Source organism: Micromonospora sp. BL4, assembly GCF_003667505.1.
Classification (GTDB): domain Bacteria; phylum Actinomycetota; class Actinomycetes; order Mycobacteriales; family Micromonosporaceae; genus Micromonospora.
In genome coordinates this window covers 1-19,546 of the sequence record NZ_RCVJ01000115.1, presented here as the reverse complement: position 1 = coordinate 19,546, position 19,546 = coordinate 1, and the positions used below count along the sequence as shown (strand labels likewise).

Below are 19,546 nucleotides of genomic sequence, written 5' to 3'. Positions count from 1 at the left end.
AGAACCGTGCAGTTCGAGCATTCCGCGCAGCTCCGCGCCGCGTACCCCGATCTGGTCGCCGGCGTGGTGCGGGCCACCGGGATCACCGCCACGGCCGACGTGGCGCAGCGGACGGCCAGTCATCTCGCCGTCGCCCGGGAACGGTTGGCCGGCGGCGCCGAGAGCGGGTTCCCGGAGATCCAGGCGTGGCGGCGGGCGTACGCGGCCATGGGGCTGCGCCCCACCCGGTACCGGTGCGCGGCCGAGGCGCTGCTGCGCCGGTTGCGGCTGGACGGCGACCTGCCCCGGCTGCACCCCCTGGTCGACCTCTGCAACGCCGTCTCGGCCGCGTACGCGATCCCGGTGGCGGCGCTCGACCTGGACCGGGTCGACGGCGACCTGGTGGTGCGGCCGGCCCACGGCGACGAGGAGTACCTGAGCTTCGCCGGCGACACCGAGCACCCCGACCCGGGTGAGGTGACCTTCGTAGACGCCACCGGCCGTGCCCACGCCCGGCGCTGGACGAACCGGCAGAGCGGCTGGTCGGCTGTGCGGGAGGGCACCTCGTCGGTGCTGATCGTGGCCGAGGCGCTGCACCCGGGCGCCGAGGCGGACGTGACTCGGCTGGTCGCGACGCTGGTGGCGGAGCTGGCCGGCGGGTGGTCCACGGCGGCCCGGGCCGCCGTGCTCACCGCCGCGACGCCCCGGTTCGACCTGACGGCCATGGACGGCGCGGACGGTCAGGCGGTGTCGCCGGGGACGAGGTGGCGGTAGCCGGGAATCGTCTCGGCGAACCAGCCGGCCACGCTGGCCAGGCCGCGCTCGTTGAGCTGCGCGTCGTGGATCGGGTACGCCCGGTCGGCGCCCACCTCGCGGGCGAACCGGATCGCCTCGTCGAGGCGCAGCCAGGACCCCTGCGCCGGCACCAGAAGGGTGTGCACCGGCTCGTCCGGCACGTGCAGCGCGTCGCCCGGGTGGTAGAGCCCGTCGCCGATCAGGTAGCCCAGGTTGGGACAGTCGGGCTGGCCCTCGTGGATGGCGGCGTGCCGGCCGCCGTGGGCGGTGACGGTGATGCCGGCCGCGGTGAAGTGCTGCCCGGCGTGGACCCGGGTCACCGGCAGCGGGGCGAGGTCGGGCAGCCGGGCGCCCTCCGGGGCGTACACCGGGACGCCCAGGCCGGCCAGGCGCAGCACGTCGACGTGGTCGGTGTGCTCGTGGGTGACCAGGACGGCGTCCGCGCCGGCCAGGGCGCGGGGTTCGCTCCACGTGCCGGGGTCGACGACCAGCACGCCGCCGTCGTGCTCGACGCGAACGCAGGAGTGGGTGAACCGGGTGATCCGCATCCGACGACGGTACGTCGCCGGCCGGACCGCCGTGGTCCCCGAGGATCCGGGCGGCGCGGCACCACCGACGGGCATGATCGGGGCATGCAGCGCTCGACGCAACGGGGGCACCGGAGCGTGCCGCACACCGCCGACGTACGGGTCGAGGCGTGGGCGCCGGACCGGGAGGCGTGCCTGGCCGAGGCGGTCGCCGCGCTGGTCGAGACGTTCGCGGACATCAGCGGCGCCCGGGCGGAGGCGGACACCGAATTCGAGCTGCCGCCCGGCGACGACGAGGACCTGCTGGTCGGCCTGCTGGACGAGGTGATCTTCCGGCTGGACGCCGAGGGCGCCCTGCCGCTGGACTGCGACGTGCGGTCGACCGGGGACGGTGGCCTGCGGGCGCGCTGGCGGTCGACCAGCACCGAAGCGGTGGAGCTGGTCGGCGCGGTGCCGAAGGCGGTGTCGCTGCACGAGCTGCGCGTCGGCCCGGACGCCGCCGGGTGGTCGTGCGCGGTCACCCTGGACGTCTGAGCGCCGCTGCGTGCGCGCCAGGCTGATCGGTCAGCCCTTGGCCACGCCGAGCGGCGTGAGCCGGGCGACCAGTCGGCACAGCCCCGCGCCCCGGGCCGCCTCCACCACCGCCGACACGTCCTTGTACGCCTCCGGCATCTCCTCGGCCAGCCCCTTGCGGGACGCGCCGCGCACGGCCACGCCCCGCGCCGCCAGGTCACGCCGCACGTCCTGGCCCCGCGCGGCGCGGGTGGCCTCGCCCCGGCTGCGGGTACGGCCGGCGCCGTGACAGGTGGACGCGAACGCCGGATTGCCGGCGACGCCGGTGAGCACGTACGACGAGGTGCCCATCGAGCCGGGAATCAGCACCGGCTGCCCGACGTCGCGCAGGTCGGCGGGGAGGTCCGGGTGACCGGGTGGCAGCGCGCGGGTGGCGCCCTTGCGGTGCACGCAGAGCCGCCGGGCGCCGCCGTCCCACTCGTGATCCTCGATCTTGGCGAGGTTGTGCGACACGTCGTAGACCAGGTCCAGGTCGGTCCCGGCGACCCGGGTTAAGACCCGGCGGGCCGCCTCGGTGAGCAGCTGCCGGTTGGCCCGCGCGTAGTTCGCCGCGGCGGCCATCGCGCCCAGATAGGCGCGCCCCTCCGGGGAATCCACCGGTGCGCAGGCCAGCTGCCGGTCCGGCACCTCGATGCCGTGCCGGGGCATCACCCGTTCCATGATCCGTACGTGGTCGGTGCAGATTTGGTGACCCAACCCTCGAGAGCCACAGTGGATCATCACGCAGACCTGCCCCTGACGCAGCCCGAACGCCGCGGCGACCGGCTCGTCGTACACCTCCTCGACCGCCTGCACCTCCAGGAAGTGGTTGCCGGAGCCGAGGCTGCCGACCTGGCCCTGCCCCCGCTGCACCGCCCGCTCGCTGACCTGCGCCGGATCGGCGTCGGCCACCGCGCCGCCGTCCTCGCAGCGGGCCAGGTCCCGGGGCACCCCGTGCCCCTGCTCGACGGCGTACCGGGAGCCGCCGCGCAGCACCGCGTCCAGCTCGGCGCGGTCCGCGAGGTGCCAGACCGCGCCCCGACCCATGCCGCGCGGAATGGCCGGGTCCAGACCGTCCATCAGCGCGTCGATGACCCGGGGAAGCTCCGCCCGGTCCAGCTCGGCGGTGAGCAGCCGGACCCCGCAGGAGATGTCGAAGCCCACCCCGCCGGGCGAGACCACACCGCCCGCGGCGACGTCGGTGGCCGCGACGCCACCGATCGGGAAACCGTAACCCCAGTGCACATCGGGCATGGCGTACGACGCCTCGACGATGCCGGGCAGCGTGGCCACGTTCGTCACCTGGTCCAGCGACCGGTCGGCGCCGACGTCGGGCAGCAGCTCCGGCACGGCGAACACGACACCGGGCACCCGCATCGGCGCCTCCCGGTCGATCCGGAACCGGTACGGCGACTCCTGGACCAGCTCCATGCCGGGCGGCTACCCGCCGCGCCCACCGGTACACCCGATTGGCGCCCTCGCGGTGCGGGTAGTGCGGAAGCATGCCCCAGCGATACGGCAACTACCCGAGGATCGCGGTCGTCACCGGCGCGGACTCCGGCATCGGCAAGGCCTGCGCGGTCGCCCTGGCCGAGGCCGGCTTCGACATCGGCATCACCTGGTACGGCGACCCGGACGGCGCGGACCGGACCGCCACCGAGGTCCGCGCCACCGGGCGGCGCTGCGAGGTCGCCGAGGTCGACCTGACCCGGCTGCCGGAGGCGGCGGCGGTGGTGGATCAGCTCGCCGACCGGCTGGGCGGCATCGGGGTTCTGGTGAACAACGCGGGCACCGGCGCCTCGACCCCGTTCGTCGACACCGCGTGGGAAAAGTGGCGGGAGGTGCTCTCCGTCGACCTGGAGGCGCCGTTCCTGTGCGGGCAGCTCGCCGCGCGGCGGATGCGGGCCGCCGGGGTCGGCGGGCGGATCATCAACATCACCAGCGTGCACGAGCACGCGCCCCGGGTCGGCTCGGCCGCGTACTGCGCGGCGAAGGGTGGGCTGGGGCTGCTCACCAAGGTGATGGCACAGGAGCTGGCCGCCGACGGAATCACCGTCAACGCGGTCGCCCCGGGCGAGATCGCCACGCCGATGACCGGTCAGGAGGACGTCGACCCGTTCACCCAGGAGCGGCCCGGCGTGCCGGTGGGGCGGCCGGGCGACGCCCGGGAGGTCGCCGCCGTGGTCGCGCTGCTCGCCTCCCCCGCCGCCAGCTACGTCACCGGGGCGTCCTGGCCGGTCGACGGCGGCATGCTGCTGATGGGCCCGCAGGCCAACAGCCTGACGTCGAACGACTGGCGCTCGGTCTGACCGCAGCGGGAAAACGCGAGCGGTCGTGAACGGGACAGCGAGCGGCAAACCGGGCACGTATCCTTCCCCATTCCGGTGATCAGCGGCGGCGGTGCGGCCGGCCGACGACGGAGGGGGACCGGATGCCCGAGTGGGCTGGTCGGGGCGGGCGGCAACGACGCGCCTTCGTCGTCGGTGGGACGCTGCTCGGCATCGCGGCCCTGATGCTGCTGGCGGCCTGGCGCAGCACCGGCTTCCTGAGCGACCTGCTGCTCAACCTCGGTGCCAGCGTCGTGCTCGCGGCCATCTCGTACGTCATCTTCGACCCCCTGTTCGAGGAGGCCCGCAAGGCGCGGGTGCAGGAGCACCTGAGCTTCGACCAGCAGGCGTTCGTGGCGCGGCTGCACCGCGCCGGCCGGCGCGTGCGGATCCTCGACACCTGGACGATCCTGCTGGAGCAGCGACACCGCGAGGAGACGCTGGGGGCGGTACGCGCGGCGCTGGCCAACGGCTCCCAGGTGCAGTTGCTCCTGCTCGACCCGGACTGCACCGCCGCCCAGCAGCGCTCCGAGGAGCTGGAACGGCAGCGGGTGAACGTTCCTCGGCAGATCCGCACCAACCTGCGCCACCTGGCCGCCTTCTCCGACACCCTCGACCCCCGGCTGCGGCACCGGTTGCAGGTGCGGCTCTACGACGCCTCCCCGTCGATCCAGCTCTACCAGTGGGACGGTCGGGCGCTGATCTCGTTCTTCCCGATCGGGAAGCTGTCGTTCAACGTGCCCCAGCTCGAGGTGGACATGGACAGCCCGTGGGGCGGGTTCGTGCACGCCCGGTTCGAGGAGCTGTGGGAGCACGAGCAGGCGACCTTGGACCTGGAACGGTACTGGTCGGTGACGGTCACGCTGCGCCACGACGACTCGGACGTGGTCGAGGTGCAGGTGCCGTACGTAACGGTGGACGGGCAGCACTACGTCGACTGCCACGCGTTCCGGCTGGCCCGGCCGCTGACCGTGCGGACCGCGCTGCCACCACGGGCACCCGGGGCGGCGCCGGGCGTGTTCACCCTGGCCGAGGTGGTGGACGGCGACCGTACGCCGGCAGCCACCGTGGTCCGGCACTTCGACCAGAAGTACGGGCCCGGCAACGGGGACCGGGCGATCCGCCGGTTGGCGCCGCAGCAGCCGGGGCGCCCCGGCACCCCGCTCCGCGACGGGCAGTGACCCGCACGGACGGTAACCCCGACCTGCCGGGTCCGGGCGGTACGCGGGACAATGGTGATTGCCGTGACCGATCACAGGAGGACGTCCGCGTGTCACCCAGCCCCGCCTCCCCGCCCGGGCCGACGCAGCTGCGCGCCGACTGCGGACGCTGCTTCGGGCTGTGCTGCGTGGTGCCGGCCTTCGCCGCGTCGGCGGACTTCGCCGTCGACAAGCCGGCCGGTCAACCCTGCGCCAACCTGCGTGCCGACCACCGCTGCGGCATCCACACCGAGCTGCGGGAGCGGGGGTTTCCGGGCTGCACGGTGTTCGACTGCTTCGGCGCCGGTCAGCAGGTCGCCCAGGTGACCTTCGGCGGGCGGGACTGGCGGGACGCGCCGGAGACGCTGCCGGAGATGGCCGCGGCGTTCACCGTGCTGCGTCCGCTGCACGAGCTGCTCTGGTACCTCACCGAGGCGGTGGCGCTGCGTCCGCCGGCCGAGCTGCGCGTCGAGCTGGAGCGCGCCCGCGCCGAGACGGCGGCGCTCACCGGAGGTGACCCGGCGCGGCTGCGCGCGGTGGACGTGGCCGCGCACCGGGACCGGGTCAACCCGCTGCTGTCGCGGGCCGGGGACGCGGCCCGCTCCCGGGGCGGCGCCGCCGGCCCCGACCGCCGGGGCGCACAGCTGCTGGGGGCGGATCTGCGCGGGACGGACCTGCGCCGCGCCAACCTGCGCGGGGCGCTGCTGATCGGCGCCGACCTGCGCGGTGTCGACCTGGGCCTGGCCGACGTCACCGGCGCGGACCTGCGGGGCGCCGACCTGCGCGGCGCGGACGTGCGGACCACCCTCTTCCTGCACCAGGCCCAACTGGACGCCGCACGCGGTGACGCGCGCACCGGGCTGCCGGCGACCCTCACCCGGCCCGCGCACTGGACGGCTCTGCCCCTGACCCCGGTCCGCCGGCCGCGACGGGCGGGCGCCGCGGCGCCCGCCCGTCGCGGCCGGCGTCGATAGGCGGCGCCACCCCGATCGGGTACGCGTGGCGGTCAGTTCCCGGTCACCTCGCGGTAGCCCGCGTGGACCGGGCATTGCGGGCAGCGGGCGCGATCGCAGAGGCGGCAGAGGTGGGCCAGGCTGCGGTCGTCCGTCACCTCGTCCTGCAGCAGGGTGCGGGCGATGTCTTCCAGCTGGCGGCGCTGCTCGCTGGTCAGCGGGGCGAGCAGCGCGGTCAGCGCCTCCTGCCGGGAGTGCAGAATCCCGGCGGCGGCCGCCGTGCCCTCGGTGGTGAGGTGCAGCGCACGGCTGCGCGCGTCCGCACCCGGTCGCCTCTCCACCCAGCCCTGCTCCCGCAGCCGCCGGACCAGGTGCGCCACACCGGGTTGGGTCAGCCCCAGCACCTGGCCCAGCCACTCGGCGGTCACGCCCGGCTGGTCCTTGAGGACGACGAGCGCCTCAGCGAGCGCACCCCCGGCCCCGACGGACGCGCTGACCGACGAGCGCATCCGCGAGCCGACGAGCAGGGCGAGCGCACCGAGGAGGTTCGGCGAAGCATCCGCGGGTAGATTCATAAGTCATGAATGTACCTCGGCGGGCGCTGCTGCTCATCGTGTTGATGACCGTGGCACAGCTACCAGTCGCGTTGCGTCAACTGCTCGTCGTGCTGCTCGGTCACCAGAACACCGGCAGCTTCGCCACCGCCGGTGTGGCCAGCGCCGGCTGCGGCATCGGGCTGGCGCTCACCGCGCCGCTGGCCGGTCGACTCCTCGGCCGGCTCGGTGCCCGGCCGGTGCTGCTCGCCACCGGCCTCGCCCACCTGCTCGCCCTGCTCGGGCTGGCGGTGACCACCGAGCCGGTGGCGTTCGTGGCGCTGGCCACCGCGGCCGGGCTCAGCACGCCACCGGCGGTCGGCAGTGGACGCTCCCACCTGGCCCGGATCGTGCCCACCCCCGTGCTCTCCCGCGCGTACGCGGTCAACGCCGTCGGGCAGGAGGTGCTCTACGTCGGAGGCCCCCTGGCCGTGACGCTGAGCCTGCTGATCAGTGGTCCCACGGCGGCGCTGGTCGCCTTCGCCGTCATCGGCACCGCCGGGCTCGTCGGCATGGCCGCCGTCCTGCCGCCACGTGAGGTCGACCGGCGGCCCGCCGAGAAACGGTCCGCGCTGCCCGGCAGGGCCACCCGTCGCACCATCGTCGGCACCCACCTCGGCTACATGACCGGCATCGGCGCGATGTGGGTGCTGGTGCCCGCCTTCGCCACCACCGTCGGGCACCCCGACCAGGCCGGACTGCTGGTCACCATCTGGTCGGTGGGCAGCCTGGCGGGTGGCCTGCTGCTGGCCCGCCGGGGCCGGCCCGGCACCCCAGGTGGGGCGTACCTGACGCTGGTCGGCATGCTGGCCGCCACCTCGCTGGCGCTGCTGCTGCCCCGGAGCGTGCCGCAGATGGCCGTGGCGCTCGCGCTCTTCGGTCTCGCGCTGGCACCCTTCCTCGCCGTCACCGACGAGATCCTGGCCCGGTCCACCCCAGCGCCCCACCTCGCCGAGACGTACGGCTGGTTGCAGACCGCCGGGCAGCTCGGCATCGCCGTCGGCTCGGCGACCAGCGGAGTGGTCAACGACCACCTCGGCAACACCCCGGCGTTCCTGGTGGTGTCCGCCGCGCTGGCCCTGGCCCTGGTCGTCGCGCTCAGCCGCCGAGGGACACTGCGGCTGCCGTCCCCACCGCCGCCGGCCGAGACGGTCGCACCGGCGGTCAGCGCCGGCGGGCGAGGTTTCGTCAACGGTGACGCCGGGTAGCCACCGCCGACGCGGAACGGCACCGACGGGGGGCACGGCGTGGGTTTCCGAAAGCGCGACGGTGAGCAGCCGAGCGACCCGCAGCACAGCGAGGACGAGGCCGGCCAGGCCCGGTTGGTGCAGGTCGAGGCGGACACCGAGGTGCCGCCGCCGGACGGCACCGACGTCCGGCCGGACATCGTGACCGAGGACGACAACTCGGGTGTCGCCGGGGGCTCCTCCGGCAGCAGCGGCGGCGGATCCACCATGCCCGGGCATCCGGACGCCACCCGCTGACGCGGGCTCAGCCCGAGGTCAGCGGCTGGCCAGCGCCGCGGCCCGCGCCTCGGTCATGCCCTTGTTGGCCAGCCCGTCGGCCCGCTCGTTCTCCGGGTGCCCGTTGTGCCCCTTGACCCAGAGCCAGGTGACCTGGTGCCGCTCGCAGGCCGCCTCCAGGCGCTGCCACAGGTCGGCGTTCTTCACCGGCTGCTTCGCGGCGGTGAGCCAGCCGTTGCGCTTCCAGGACGCCAGCCAGCTGGTGATGCCGTTGCGCACGTACGTGCTGTCGGTGTGCAGCTCCACGACGACCGGCCGGTTCAGGCTCTCCAGCGCCTGGATGGCCGCCATCAGCTCCATCCGGTTGTTGGTGGTGGGCGTGGCCTCACCGCCGCACAGCTCCCGCTCGTGGTCGCCGTAGCGCAGCAGCGCGCCCCAACCGCCCGGCCCGGGGTTGCCGCTGCACGCCCCGTCGGTCCAGATCTGCACACCTCTGCCGGCCGCCGCGTCCACCATGCCCGGCAACCTACCGGGCGGCGACGCCGCGCCCCGCGCTCGGGGGCCGCCACGCCGGACCGGGTGACCGCCCAGCGCTGACCGGCCCGGTCAGCGGGGCGGCGTGCCGGGCTCCGACGCGGCGACGTCCGGCAGGGCGCCGCCCGAGGGCGGGACGCCCACCACGGCCGGCGGGACGGCCGGGGCGGTTCGGGGTGGGCGCAGCCGGTCGCGGACCCGGTCCGCCGCGTCGCCGGCGGTGGCCGCGATCATCGTCAGCAGCCGGGTGGAGTTCATCACCGCGACCTCCTCGGCGGGGGTCGTGAGGCCGTCGAGGAAGCGCAGCACCCGCTCGGCCGGGTTGCGGTCGAAGAGCCGGTCGAAGAAGTCCGGGCCGCCGACGCCGCCCCGGTCCAACGCGCGCAGCGCGACCGCGTCCATCCAGCGGTGCCGGCGCGGGTACGCCGGCGCGGGCACCGGTGGCCGGCCGGCGGCGAGGGCGCGGGCCACCTCGTCGGCCTGGCGGTACATGGCGGAGAAGGTGAAGCCGGTGGAGGGGCGGGTCGCGCCGCCGGCCGTGCCGAGACGGACCACCCGGGGCGAGGGCCGGGCCGGGAACGGCGCATCCGTCATCGGGATCACCCCGTTCTCCACCTCGCGCACCCGCAGCCCGGCCGGATCGAGCCCGAGCAGGTCCCGGTAGCCGGCCAGCGCCGCGTCGTACCCGGAATCGGTGAGCAGGGCCGGCGAGAACTCGGTGTACTCGACCAGGGCGTAGCGGTCGCTCACCGGGAGCACGTACCCGAACGAGACGCCCCGCGCGGGCTGCGGGGTGCGGAAGTCCATCAGCACGGCCCGCGCCGGGTCGAACACCGGGCGGTCGGCTTCGAGCCACCAGCCCCGGAAGTGCTGCAACCAGGTGGTCCGCCCCGCTCGGGCCGGTGGGCGGGGCCGGGAGTCGAGCACCCAGCCGGCCCGCACGGTCGGCCCGCCGCCGGTGCGCACCTCCACGCGCGTGCCGTCGTCGACCACCGTCTCGGCGGGCGCGACGATCCGGGTGGCGTCGAGGCGGCGCTCGGCCTCGGCAGCCCGGTCGTAGACCGGGCCGGAGCGGAGCATGGCGTACCGCAGCGGGGCCAGGTCCAGGATGCGACGCCGCGCCGGCGTCGCCACCTCGACCTGCTGCCAGCTCGCGCTGAGCAGCGGGTCCAGGTCGCTGTCCGGGTGGCCCCAGAACGCCCAGGTGCGGTCCTGGCCCCGCCGGCGCACCGGGTCGACGACCGCGATCCGCAGGTCGCGGACGCCGTGCCGGTCCAGCGCGGCGAGCAGCAGCGACGCGGCGCCGCCACCACCGAGCAACGCGAGGTCGACGTCCAGCGGCGCGGAATCGGTCATCGCCCCACGCTGCCACACCGCCCCACCATCCGCCGCCACCGGCGTCGGGTGGTGCATTACCGCCGTCGCCGGCAATACCTCGCCATCGACCCACCCGTGACAGCCCGGCCGGACGGACATCGATCGGATCAGCGGCGCCGGTCGGGCCGTGTCGGCCTTTCCGCAGCTCTCCCGGCCTTCGGGTGGACACGTGACGGCAACGAGGATTTCTCATTTTCACCGGATCGAGGTCCCAACGCACCTAGTGTTGGGCACACCGGTGCTAGTCACGGAGTTGGCCACCCGAACGACGTCCCACGTAGTCAGCGGACGAAAAGTGAGGGAAGACGCGTATGAAGGTCTCAACAGCACTCTGTTCGGCGGCGCTCGGCGTGGGCCTCGGCACGCTCCTGCTGCCGGGCGCCGCACTGGCCGACACCACCGTGTCACCAGCCACCACACCGGTCGGTGGGACCGTCGTGCTCACCGCGACGACCTGCAACCCGAAGTCGGGCGACGCCATCTTCCGCGTCACCGGCCCCAACCGCGACCAGAACGTCCGGTCCACCACGGCCGCGGCCGGCGGCGGGCTCAGCGCCGAACTCTTCACCGCCGGGTTCACGCTCGGCACGTACACCGTGGCGGCCACCTGTGGCGACGGCAGCTCCGCCGGCAGCGCCACGTTCACCGTCACCCCGATCGGCGGGGCCCCCGCCGGCTCCGGCGGCGGCAACCGCGACAACGGTGCCCTCGCCGCCGGCAGCGCGCTGCTCGGCTCCGCCGCCGTGGGCGCGGTACTCCTGATTCGCCGACGCCGTCCGGTGTCCGCCGTCGCCTGACCGGCGACCCGCTCCATCCCTGAGGACGGGTGCCCGCACCGGTGAAACCGGCGCGGGCACCCCGACGATCCCGTACGGAGGTCGGCACGTGTGGAGACGGCGGACCCTACCGGCCGTGGTCGCCCTGCTCGGCGTGAGCGGGCTGGGGTTGATCACCGTCGGCGTCACCGCCGACCCGGCGCGGCCACCACGGCCGCCGGTCGACGCGCCGACCCGCACCCACCCCGCACCGGACCTGGCGCCGCTGCCCCGCGCCGCGCCCGTCCGGGTGCAGATCCCGGCCATCGGCGTACGCGCCGAGGTCGTCCCGGTCGGCGCGGACGCCGCCGGGGTGCTGGAGGTGCCGCCCCTGGACCGGCCCACCGTCGCCGGTTGGTACCGGCACGGGGTCAGTCCGGGCGAGACCGGCAACGCCGTCGTGGTCGGACACGTCGACTCCCCGGCCGGCCCGGCGGTCTTCTTCGACCTCGGGCGCCTGCGCGCCGGCCAGGAGATCCAGATCACCCGCGCCGACGAGCGGGTCACCACGTTCACCGTGGACGGTGTGCGGTCGTACCCCAAGGAGCACTTCCCCACCACGCTGGTCTACGGGCCGTCGGACATCGCCGGGCTGCGCCTGATCACCTGCGGCGGCCGGTTCGACGCCGGGACCGGCAACTACGTGGACAACATCGTCGTCTTCGCCACCCGCACGGCCTGAGCCGGGCCGCCCGGCTGTCGGGAGCCGGACCCTGCTCGGCAGAATGCGGTGGCACCATCCCCTCCGGGCACCGTGGGGCGGTGCGCCGTCGACGGGGAGGCACGCGGTGGATCAGCAATCGGTACGGGACCGGGCCGGCCGAGGCGTCCGCGCCCTGACCCGTCGGCTGCTCGGTCGGGTCGAAGGTGCGGTGCCCGCTCCGCGCCGGTCCAATCCGGACGCCGTGGTCGACTGCGCCGTCTACGTCAACGGCCGGCGCGAGCCGGGCCGCCCGCACTACGCCGACGCGTACGCCCACGCCCGACGTGGCCGCGACGCCTTCGTCTGGCTGGGACTGCACGACCCCGGGCCGGCGGTGCTCGCCGCGGTGGGCCGGACCTTCGGGCTCGACGAGCTGACCGTCGAGCAGGCCCTCGCCGACGGGCACCGGCCCACCGTGCAGCGCCACGGACCGGTCACCCTGCTGGTGCTGCGCACCGCCGGGTACGTGGAGCACGACGAGCTGACCGACACCTCCGAGGTGATCGACACCGGGGACGTGATGGTGCTGCTGGGCGACCGGTTCGCCATCACCGTGCGGCACGGCGCCGCCGGGGCGCTGCGCAGCGTCCGCGCCGACATCGAACGCCGACCGGCGCTGCTGGCCGCAGGACCATGGGCGGTGGCGTACGCGGTCTGCGCCCGGATGGTCGACTCCTATCTGGAGGTGGCCGGGCACGTGGAGCGGGACCTGGAACGGGTCGAGGAGTCGGTGTTCGCCCGCGACCGTTCCGTCGACATCCAGCACATCTACCAGCTCAAGCGGGAGGTGGTGGAGTTCAAGCGGGCGGTGCTGCCGTTGCAGGCGCCGATGCGGACGCTGCTCGACCCGGGCTCCGACGGGCCGCCGCGCGCCCTGCACCGCTGGTTCGTCGACGTGGACGGCCGGTTGAGTCGGGCGGTGGACCGGGTGGCCGCGTACGACGACCTGCTCACCTCGATCGTCCAGTCCCGGCTGGCGCAGCTCGCCGTGGAACAGAACAACGACATGCGCAAGATCGCGGCGTGGGCGGCCATCGCGGCCACCCAGACCGGCATCGCCGGCGTGTACGGCATGAACTTCTCGCACATGCCGGAGCTGGCCTGGCGCTACGGCTACGCCGGCGCTCTCACCCTGATGGCGGTGGCCGCCCTCGCCCTGTACCGCCTGTTCCGCCGCTCGGGCTGGCTGTGACGCCCACGCGTCCCCCGTCACTGTCGACGACCGCCGGTACGCCGGCCGGCGACGGGGGGCTAACCTCGCGCGGGTGATGTGGCAGCGGTACGTGGCGATCGGCGACAGCACCACCGAGGGGCTCGACGACCCGGACGGCGCCGGTGGTTACCGGGGCTGGGCCGACCGCTTCGCGGTGGCGGTGGCCCGCGCCCAGGGCGGCCTGGAGTACGCGAACCTGGCCATCCGTGGCCGCACCACCGCCCGGATCCGCGCCGAACAGCTCCAGCCCGCCCTCGACCTGGCCCCTGACCTGGCCACCGTGGTCGCCGGCATGAACGACGTGCTGCGCCCCTCCTTCGACGCGGACCAGGTCGCCGAGGACGTGGCGGCGATGCAGCGGGCCCTCGTCGGGCAGGGCGCCACCGTCCTGACCTTCACCATGCCGGACCCGGCGCCCGTGATGCCGCTGGCCCGGCCGCTGCGCGGTCGGATGCTGGCCCTCAACGAGGCGTTGCGGGCGGCGACCGCGCGGACCGGTGCCACCCTGCTCGACCTGGGCGCCCACCCGGTCTCCTCCGATCCCCGGCTGTGGAGCGACGACCGGCTGCACGCCAACAGCGCCGGCCACGAGCGGATCGCGGACGCGCTGGCGTACACGGCGGGTCTGCCCGGGTTCGACGACTCCTGGACCCGGCCGTTGCCGCCGGCGCCCCGGCGTCGCCGGGGCGAGGTGTTCGGCGCCGAGCTGGCCTGGACCCGCCGGCACCTGCTGCCGTGGTTGGCCCGGCACCTGCGCGGCCGGTCGTCCGGCGACGACCGGGTCGCGAAGCGGCCGGTGCCGCTGCCGGTGCGGGTGGACTAGCAGGTGGTACGGCAGGATGGTGTCGTGGGCAGAAGTGGGCGCAAGCGGGCGGACGTGACGACCGGACGGGCCTGCCCGTGCGGCTCCGGACCGGCGTACGCCGACTGCTGCGCGCCGGTACACACCGGGGTGGCTCAGGCGCCGACGGCCGAGGCGTTGATGCGCTCCCGATTCAGCGCCTTCGCCCTCGGCGACACCGGCTACCTGCTGCGCAGCTGGCACTCCTCGGCCCGACCCGCCTCGCTGGACCTTGACCGGGGGCAACGGTGGATCCGACTGGAGATCGTCGAGACCGAGCGGGGCGGCCTGCTCGACACCACCGGCACGGTGACGTTCCACGCCCACTACCGGGACGCGGGCCGGCCCGGCGCGATGACCGAACGCAGCCGGTTCGTTCGCGAGGACGGCCGATGGGTCTACCTCGACGGCGACCAGCCCTGACGGCTGCGCCGGAAGCCGGTTCGGGCATAGGATGACCTCGGCGTGGTCCTGCGCCGCACCTCCCTCCCGGCGCTCACGCCGCCGGCAACGCGGAGGCAAAGGGGGCCTGGAGCCCTCGGGACGTGGTGCCACATGCCCCACTCCGGCGGGGTCGGCGGGAGCGTGAGTCCCGGTGACCGTGCCGTTGACCGGGAGCATGTGATGACCAGTCAGAGATCGTTCAAGACCCGGGTCCGAACCCGGATGGAGAAGACCGGCGAGAGCTACACCACGGCCCGCCGGCACCTGATCAGTCGGGCCGCCGAGCCGGCCTCGGACGCGGCGCCACCTCCGGAGCCCGGCACGGCACCGCCTCCGGGGCCTGTCACGGCACCGCCTCCCCGGCCCGCCGCGGCGCAGACCGAGCGGATCGCCGACGACCTGATCCGCGCCCGGACCGGCCGTGGCTGGGCCGAGTGGTTCGCCCTGCTCGACGCTGCGGCCGCCACCGAGTGGACGCACACCCAGATCGCCCGCCACCTGGTCGCCGAATACGAGGTGCCCGGCTGGTGGGCACAGACCATCACCGTCGGGTACGAGCAGACACGGGGCCTCCGCGCGCCCGGTCAGCAACGCGGCGGCGGCTTCTCCGCCAGCGCCAGCCGGACGGTGGCGGTGCCGGCGCTGCGGCTGTACGAGGCTTTCGCCGACGAGACGGCACGCGCCCGTTGGCTGCCCGACGTCGAGGTACGCGTCCGCACCGCCACCGCGCCCCGCAGCTTCCGGGCCGACTGGGCCGGTGGCCCCACCCGGATCGTCGTCGGCTTCGACGCTGTCGGCGAGTCGAAGGCCCGGGTCACCATCCTGCACGAGAAGCTGACCGGGGCCGAGCAGGCCGCGGAGCTGAAGGCGTACTGGCGGGAGCGGCTCGCCACGTTGAAGGTAGTGCTCGAGTCGAACGGAGACCACCGATGACCATGACGTTCATCAACCTGCCGGTGCGTGACCTGACCACCGCCGCCGAGTTCTACCGGGCGCTCGGCTTCACCAGCGATCAGGCCGACGTGGACGGGGACACCCTGGCGCTCACCATCTCCGACAGCACCCGGCTGATGCTGCACCTCCGCTCGGGCTTCGAGGAGTACACCGGGGTCGCCGCCACGGACACGCAGACCAGCCGGGAGGTCATCATCGGGCTGTCGGTGCAGAGCCGGGAGCAGGTCGACGAGTTGGTCGACCAGGCGGCGGTCGCCGGTGGGGAGTCGCTCGGGCCGGGGACGGCCAACGGGCCCATGTACATGCGTGGCTTCCGGGACCTCGACGGACACCAGTGGTCGTTCCTGCACCTGGCCGGCTGAGCGGGGGGTCGGCGGAGGCCGCGGAGGCCGCCGCCGGCCCCGGTCAGTCCGCGCCGCGCGCGGCCGCCGCGGTGACGTCGGTGGGCACGGCCGCGGGGCGTCCGCGGCGGCGGAGCAGCACCAGAGCCACGATGAGGTACGGCCCGGCCGTCACCGCGAACGCCACCCCGTTGCCGGCCGCCGTGGCGACGAGGCCGTAGCAGGCGTACGTTCCGATGATCAGCACGTCGGTGGCCATCCCCGCCAGCGAGGTCACGGTGGCGCGGCTGGTGCCGGTGATCCGGGCCTGGAGCCGCGCGTCGGCCAGCACGGTGGCCAGTTGCGCGGCCCCGAACGCCACCGCGAGCAGGGCGAACCCGGCCGGATGCCCGGTCAGGGCGCCCCCGGCCAGCGCGACGCCGACCAGGCCCAGCAGAGCGGCGTACCCCCGGTTGCCCAACCGCTCCCCCGCCGGGGCGAGCAGCCCGCCGATGGTCACGCCGGCCCAGAGCAGCAGGAGCAGCAGCGGCACGGCCTGCGCCCCGACGCCGGTGTCCAGGGCCAGCAGCGGGGTGTACTCGTCCAGGGCGCCCCAGTCGGCGGCGACCACGGCGACCAGCAGCACGGCTGCCCGTACCGGCGGTCGCGTCCGGACCTGCGTCACCCCGGCCCGCAGCGTGTCCCACCAGCCCAGGTCGTCATCGTCGTCCAGGTTGGCTTCCGGATTGTCTTTCCCGGGCACGGTGGCAACCAGCGGCCGGATGGCCGCGCCGGGTACGCCGGCCGCGCCGGGTACGCCGGCCGCGTCGGGTACGCCGGCCGGAGCGGGCGGAACGGCCGGTGGGCGGTGCTCGGGGAACCGGGTGGCGACCGCCGCGGCGAGCAGGCAGGCGAGCACGCTGGCCGCGCCGACCGCCGGGTATCCGCCGACGGCGAGCACCGGGCCGGCGAGCACTCCGGCGGCCACCACGCCCAGCACACCCGCCGTCCGCTCACGCCCGAGCACCCGGGCGTACCGGCCGACCGCGTCGAGCCGGTCCAGCTCGGTCCAGACCAGCGCCTCCAGCGCGCCGGAGACCAACGCGCCACCGGCGCCCCAGAGCAGGAAACCGGCGGCGAACGCCGGGTACGAGGGCAGCAGCATCCAGAGCGCGTACCCGGCGGCGGTCACCAGCGGGGCGAGGCACAGCAGCAGCCGGCGGGACACCACGTCGGCCCACGCGCCGGAGGGCACCTCGAACAGGATGCCGGCCGCCGACCAGATGACGAAGAGCGACGAGATCTGCCCCACCGACAGCCCGGTGTCGGCGAAGAACACCACGTACAGCGGGTAGAGCAGGACAAGGTCGGTGAGGAACGCGTACCCGTAGAGGATGGTGGTCAGCCGGCGGAGCGCCGGGTCGGGCACGCGCGAGGCGGTGAAGATCATGGGGCCTTCCCGTGGGAGTGGAGACGGACACCGGACGTGCGGTGCCCGTGGTGGCCCACGGGATCGGCCTACGCCGTTGGATCAATGTCGCCAGGTCATGACCGCGATGCTAGACGCGCATCGCCGCGCCGGCCAGCGCTTTCGGCGCGCCGGACAACGGGCAGCGGGGTGGGCTCCCACAATGAGCCCACCCCGCTGGCGCCACCGCGTGTCAGCGCCGGTTCGGGTCGACCGGCGGGATGACCGTGGTGGTCTCGCTGTCGTCGCTGATGCGCTGGCCGGGCACCGCGCCGTCGCCGGTGCTCACCACCTGGGTGGTGTCGGCATCGCCGCCGCCCCGGCTCACCACCTGGGTCGTGTCGGCATCGCCGCCGCCCCGGCTCACCACCTGGGTCGTGTCGGCGTCGCCGCCGCCCCTCGTGACGAACTGGGTGGCGTCCGGGTCGGCTGGTCCACGCACCACCTGGGTGGCGTCCGCGTCGGCGGACGGCCCCACCTGGGTGGTGTCCGGGTCGACCGGTCGGGTCACCACCTGGGTGGCCTCCGGATCGGTGCCGGCGAAGGACGGCCGGGCCGGCTCGGCCTCCGGGTCGGGCGTGCCGGTCGACGGCCGGGCCAGCTTCGCCTCCGCCTCGCGGCGACCGGCCTGGTAGGCGCGGGCGTGCGAGGCGATCAGCTGCGACTCCTGCTCCGCACGGGTGAGCCACGACTCCCAACGGCTCTGCATCGGACGGATCAGGCCCCCACCGACCCCGACGACGAGGATGCCGCCGATGGTGGCCAGCACGGCGATCAGCACCGGAGTGGTGACCGCGGTGGCCACGCCGATCTGGTTCAGCGCGGCGATGACGCCGAGGCCGAGGATGAACACCGAGGCGATGTTGGCCAGCACGCGACCGTACGACAGGCCGCCGAGCGCGCCGCCGATGATGTCCTTCACGGCGTTGGCGATGGCGGCGGCGACCACGACGATGACGATCGCGACGAAGGCGCGGGGCAACCACGAGATCACCGCGCCGAGCAGGTCGGAGATCGGGTTCGGGCCCCAGATGCCGAAGGCGAGCTGAAGGGTGAACAGCAGCACCGCGTAGTAGACGAGCTTCGCGACGATGTCGCTCGCGTCGTACCGGGAGCGGCTCAACGCCCGGCGGACGCCGCCGCGTTCGACGGCGCGGTCGAAGCCCACCCGTTCCAGGACCTTCTCCACGATCTTCAACACGGCCTTGGCGATCAGCCATCCGGCCACCAGGATCGCCAGGAAGGCGACGGCCTTGGGCAGGAAGAGCATCACCGAGCGGAGGGCGTCGCCCACCGCGTCGCTGACGTTGTCACTCATCTGGTCATTCCTTCACGCGGGGCAGCCGGGACGGTCGGCCCCGACCTACCCCCGTCGACCCGCGCGGAAACGCCGGCCACTCAGCGCCCCGAGGCCCGCGGACGGTCATCGCCCTGCTCGGCGGCGGTGGCCACCTGCTCCGTCACCGGCCCCAGATCGGGCGCGGCGGCCGTCGGCCGGCCCGATCCGGCGGTGTGCGGGGCCAACTGGTCGAAGAAGCGCAGCAACTCGACCGGGAACGGCATGACCAGCGTGCTGTTCTTCTCCGCCGCCACGTCCACCACGGTCTGCAACAGACGCAGCTGGTACGCGCCGGGCGTGGCCTCCATCGCCCGGGACGCGTCGGCGAGACGCCGCGAGGCCTGGAACTCGCCGTCCGCGGCGATCACCCGGGCCCGGCGTTCCCGTTCGGCCTCGGCCTGCCGGGACATCGACCGCTTCATCCCCTCCGGCAGCGAGACGTCCTTGACCTCCACCCGCTCGATGAGCAGGCCCCAGGGCTTCTCGGTGGGGGCGTCGATGACGGACTTCAGCTCGGCGTTGACCCGCTCCCGGTCGCCCAGCACGGTGTCCAGGTCGGCCCGCCCGATCACCGAGCGCAGCGCGGTCTGGGCGACCTGGAGCACCGCCGAGGGATAGTCGTGCACGTTCACCAGCGCCTTCACCGGGTCCACCACCCGGTAGTAGACCACCGCGTCGACGGTGAGCGTGACGTTGTCCCGGGTGATCGCGCCCTGCGGCGGTACGCCGATCACGGTGGTCTGCATGCTGACCCGCACCATCCGGTCGGCGACCGGGACGATCAGTTGCAGGCCCGGCTGGCGGACCCGCTCCAGCACCCGGCCGAACCGGAACACGATGCCGCGCTGGTACTGCTGCACCAGCCGGACGCTGAGGGACAACACCAGCACCACGACCACGACCACGACGACCAGGCCGACGACGGCAGCTCCCATGGCATCCGCGCTCCCCCGGAGGCGCCCGCCTCCCGGAGCGCCGGGTACCCGTTCCGCTCCCCACCATGCCGCCCAAATCGCGCCACCCGGCGAGCGGGATCGTGGGTGAAGTGCTCGCCAACGCGTGGCGCGCGGAGCCCCCGTCTCGCTGACCTGTCGAGCATCTGCTGATCGAGCTCGACGTGGGCCAGGAAGTGTCTCTTATACACATCTGA

The 19,546-nt window shown here is 74.4% G+C and carries 22 protein-coding genes; 14 read left to right on the top strand and 8 right to left on the bottom strand.

Going from position 1 to position 19,546, the window contains the following annotated elements; all coding sequences use genetic code 11:
• The first annotated feature begins 6 nt into the window (after positions 1–6).
• Positions 7–753: a B3/4 domain-containing protein gene (locus EAD89_RS12265; protein ID WP_121675790.1), complete on the top strand. Its 747-nt coding sequence runs from the start codon at positions 7–9 to the stop codon at positions 751–753.
• Here the strand turns inward: EAD89_RS12265 and EAD89_RS12260 are convergent.
• The gene (locus tag EAD89_RS12260; RefSeq protein ID WP_121675789.1) at positions 720–1,322 is read right to left on the bottom strand and encodes an MBL fold metallo-hydrolase; all 603 of its coding nucleotides are present in this window, start codon (positions 1,320–1,322) and stop codon (positions 720–722) included. The genes EAD89_RS12265 and EAD89_RS12260 overlap by 34 nt on opposite strands.
• 84 nt (positions 1,323–1,406) lie before the next feature.
• On the opposite strand from EAD89_RS12260, the gene EAD89_RS12255 reads away from it, so the two are divergent.
• Positions 1,407–1,835 carry an archease gene (locus tag EAD89_RS12255; protein WP_121675788.1) on the top strand — a complete coding sequence of 143 codons (429 nt, stop codon included), beginning with the start codon at positions 1,407–1,409 and terminating at the stop codon, positions 1,833–1,835.
• 30 nt (positions 1,836–1,865) lie between these two features.
• On the opposite strand, the gene EAD89_RS12250 is transcribed toward EAD89_RS12255, so the two are convergent.
• Positions 1,866–3,284 carry an RtcB family protein gene (locus tag EAD89_RS12250; RefSeq protein ID WP_121675787.1) on the bottom strand — a complete coding sequence of 473 codons (1,419 nt, stop codon included), beginning with the start codon at positions 3,282–3,284 and terminating at the stop codon, positions 1,866–1,868.
• Positions 3,285–3,355: 71 nt separating this feature from the next.
• Here EAD89_RS12250 and EAD89_RS12245 point away from each other — a divergent pair, with 71 nt between their 5' ends.
• The 3 genes from EAD89_RS12245 to EAD89_RS12235 all read left to right on the top strand — a co-directional run bounded on the left by EAD89_RS12245 (position 3,356) and on the right by EAD89_RS12235 (position 6,353).
• Positions 3,356–4,162, top strand: coding sequence for an SDR family oxidoreductase (locus EAD89_RS12245; protein WP_121654297.1), 807 nt, complete (start codon positions 3,356–3,358; stop codon positions 4,160–4,162).
• A gap of 122 nt (positions 4,163–4,284) precedes the next feature.
• The gene (locus EAD89_RS12240; RefSeq protein WP_121654296.1) at positions 4,285–5,361 is read left to right on the top strand and encodes a DUF5919 domain-containing protein; all 1,077 of its coding nucleotides are present in this window, start codon (positions 4,285–4,287) and stop codon (positions 5,359–5,361) included.
• Positions 5,362–5,450: 89 nt separating this feature from the next.
• Positions 5,451–6,353, top strand: coding sequence for a pentapeptide repeat-containing protein (locus tag EAD89_RS12235; RefSeq protein WP_121675786.1), 903 nt, complete (start codon positions 5,451–5,453; stop codon positions 6,351–6,353).
• 32 nt (positions 6,354–6,385) lie between these two features.
• Here the strand turns inward: EAD89_RS12235 and EAD89_RS12230 are convergent, their stop codons facing one another.
• On the bottom strand, positions 6,386–6,907 hold the full coding sequence (locus tag EAD89_RS12230; protein WP_121675785.1) for a MarR family winged helix-turn-helix transcriptional regulator: 522 nt from the start codon (positions 6,905–6,907) through the stop codon (positions 6,386–6,388).
• Between the two features lie 5 nt (positions 6,908–6,912).
• Between EAD89_RS12230 and EAD89_RS12225 the strand changes: the two genes are divergently transcribed.
• Entirely contained in the window at positions 6,913–8,133 is a 1,221-nt protein-coding gene (locus EAD89_RS12225) for an MFS transporter (protein WP_121675784.1), read from the top strand.
• 39 nt (positions 8,134–8,172) lie between these two features.
• On the top strand, positions 8,173–8,409 hold the full coding sequence (locus EAD89_RS12220) for a preprotein translocase YidC (RefSeq protein WP_089021268.1): 237 nt from the start codon (positions 8,173–8,175) through the stop codon (positions 8,407–8,409).
• Between the two features lie 18 nt (positions 8,410–8,427).
• Here the strand turns inward: EAD89_RS12220 and rnhA are convergent, their stop codons facing one another.
• Positions 8,428–8,904 (bottom strand): ribonuclease HI, encoded by a 477-nt coding sequence (gene rnhA, locus EAD89_RS12215; RefSeq protein WP_121675783.1) that lies wholly within the window; start codon positions 8,902–8,904, stop codon positions 8,428–8,430.
• 90 nt (positions 8,905–8,994) lie between these two features.
• The gene (locus EAD89_RS12210; RefSeq protein ID WP_121675807.1) at positions 8,995–10,278 is read right to left on the bottom strand and encodes a lycopene cyclase family protein; all 1,284 of its coding nucleotides are present in this window, start codon (positions 10,276–10,278) and stop codon (positions 8,995–8,997) included.
• A 332-nt stretch (positions 10,279–10,610) separates the two neighbouring features.
• On the opposite strand from EAD89_RS12210, the gene EAD89_RS12205 reads away from it, so the two are divergent.
• The 7 genes from EAD89_RS12205 (at position 10,611) to EAD89_RS12175 (ending at position 15,631) form a co-directional block, all read left to right on the top strand.
• Positions 10,611–11,096 carry a hypothetical protein gene (locus tag EAD89_RS12205; protein ID WP_121654291.1) on the top strand — a complete coding sequence of 162 codons (486 nt, stop codon included), beginning with the start codon at positions 10,611–10,613 and terminating at the stop codon, positions 11,094–11,096.
• A 115-nt stretch (positions 11,097–11,211) separates the two neighbouring features.
• Positions 11,212–11,796: a class F sortase gene (locus EAD89_RS12200; RefSeq protein WP_233578549.1), complete on the top strand. Its 585-nt coding sequence runs from the start codon at positions 11,212–11,214 to the stop codon at positions 11,794–11,796.
• A 106-nt stretch (positions 11,797–11,902) separates the two neighbouring features.
• Positions 11,903–13,009, top strand: a complete 1,107-nt coding sequence (locus EAD89_RS12195) for a magnesium and cobalt transport protein CorA (protein WP_121675781.1) — start codon at positions 11,903–11,905, stop codon at positions 13,007–13,009.
• Between the two features lie 76 nt (positions 13,010–13,085).
• Positions 13,086–13,853, top strand: a complete 768-nt coding sequence (locus tag EAD89_RS12190) for an SGNH/GDSL hydrolase family protein (RefSeq protein WP_121675780.1) — start codon at positions 13,086–13,088, stop codon at positions 13,851–13,853.
• A gap of 24 nt (positions 13,854–13,877) precedes the next feature.
• Entirely contained in the window at positions 13,878–14,294 is a 417-nt protein-coding gene (locus EAD89_RS12185) for a YchJ family protein (protein WP_121675806.1), read from the top strand.
• Between the two features lie 201 nt (positions 14,295–14,495).
• The gene (locus EAD89_RS12180; RefSeq protein ID WP_233578547.1) at positions 14,496–15,248 is read left to right on the top strand and encodes a hypothetical protein; all 753 of its coding nucleotides are present in this window, start codon (positions 14,496–14,498) and stop codon (positions 15,246–15,248) included.
• Positions 15,245–15,631: a VOC family protein gene (locus EAD89_RS12175; RefSeq protein WP_121675778.1), complete on the top strand. Its 387-nt coding sequence runs from the start codon at positions 15,245–15,247 to the stop codon at positions 15,629–15,631. The genes EAD89_RS12180 and EAD89_RS12175 overlap by 4 nt, the downstream gene beginning before the upstream one ends.
• Positions 15,632–15,674: 43 nt before the next feature.
• Here EAD89_RS12175 and EAD89_RS12170 read toward each other — a convergent pair whose 3' ends face one another.
• The 3 genes from EAD89_RS12170 to EAD89_RS12160 all read right to left on the bottom strand — a co-directional run bounded on the left by EAD89_RS12170 (position 15,675) and on the right by EAD89_RS12160 (position 19,331).
• The gene (locus EAD89_RS12170; RefSeq protein WP_121675777.1) at positions 15,675–17,039 is read right to left on the bottom strand and encodes an MFS transporter; all 1,365 of its coding nucleotides are present in this window, start codon (positions 17,037–17,039) and stop codon (positions 15,675–15,677) included.
• Positions 17,040–17,250: 211 nt separating this feature from the next.
• Positions 17,251–18,375: a hypothetical protein gene (locus tag EAD89_RS12165; protein ID WP_121675776.1), complete on the bottom strand. Its 1,125-nt coding sequence runs from the start codon at positions 18,373–18,375 to the stop codon at positions 17,251–17,253.
• Positions 18,376–18,455: 80 nt separating this feature from the next.
• The gene (locus tag EAD89_RS12160) at positions 18,456–19,331 is read right to left on the bottom strand and encodes an SPFH domain-containing protein (protein WP_121675775.1); all 876 of its coding nucleotides are present in this window, start codon (positions 19,329–19,331) and stop codon (positions 18,456–18,458) included.
• Positions 19,332–19,546: the final 215 nt, after the last annotated feature.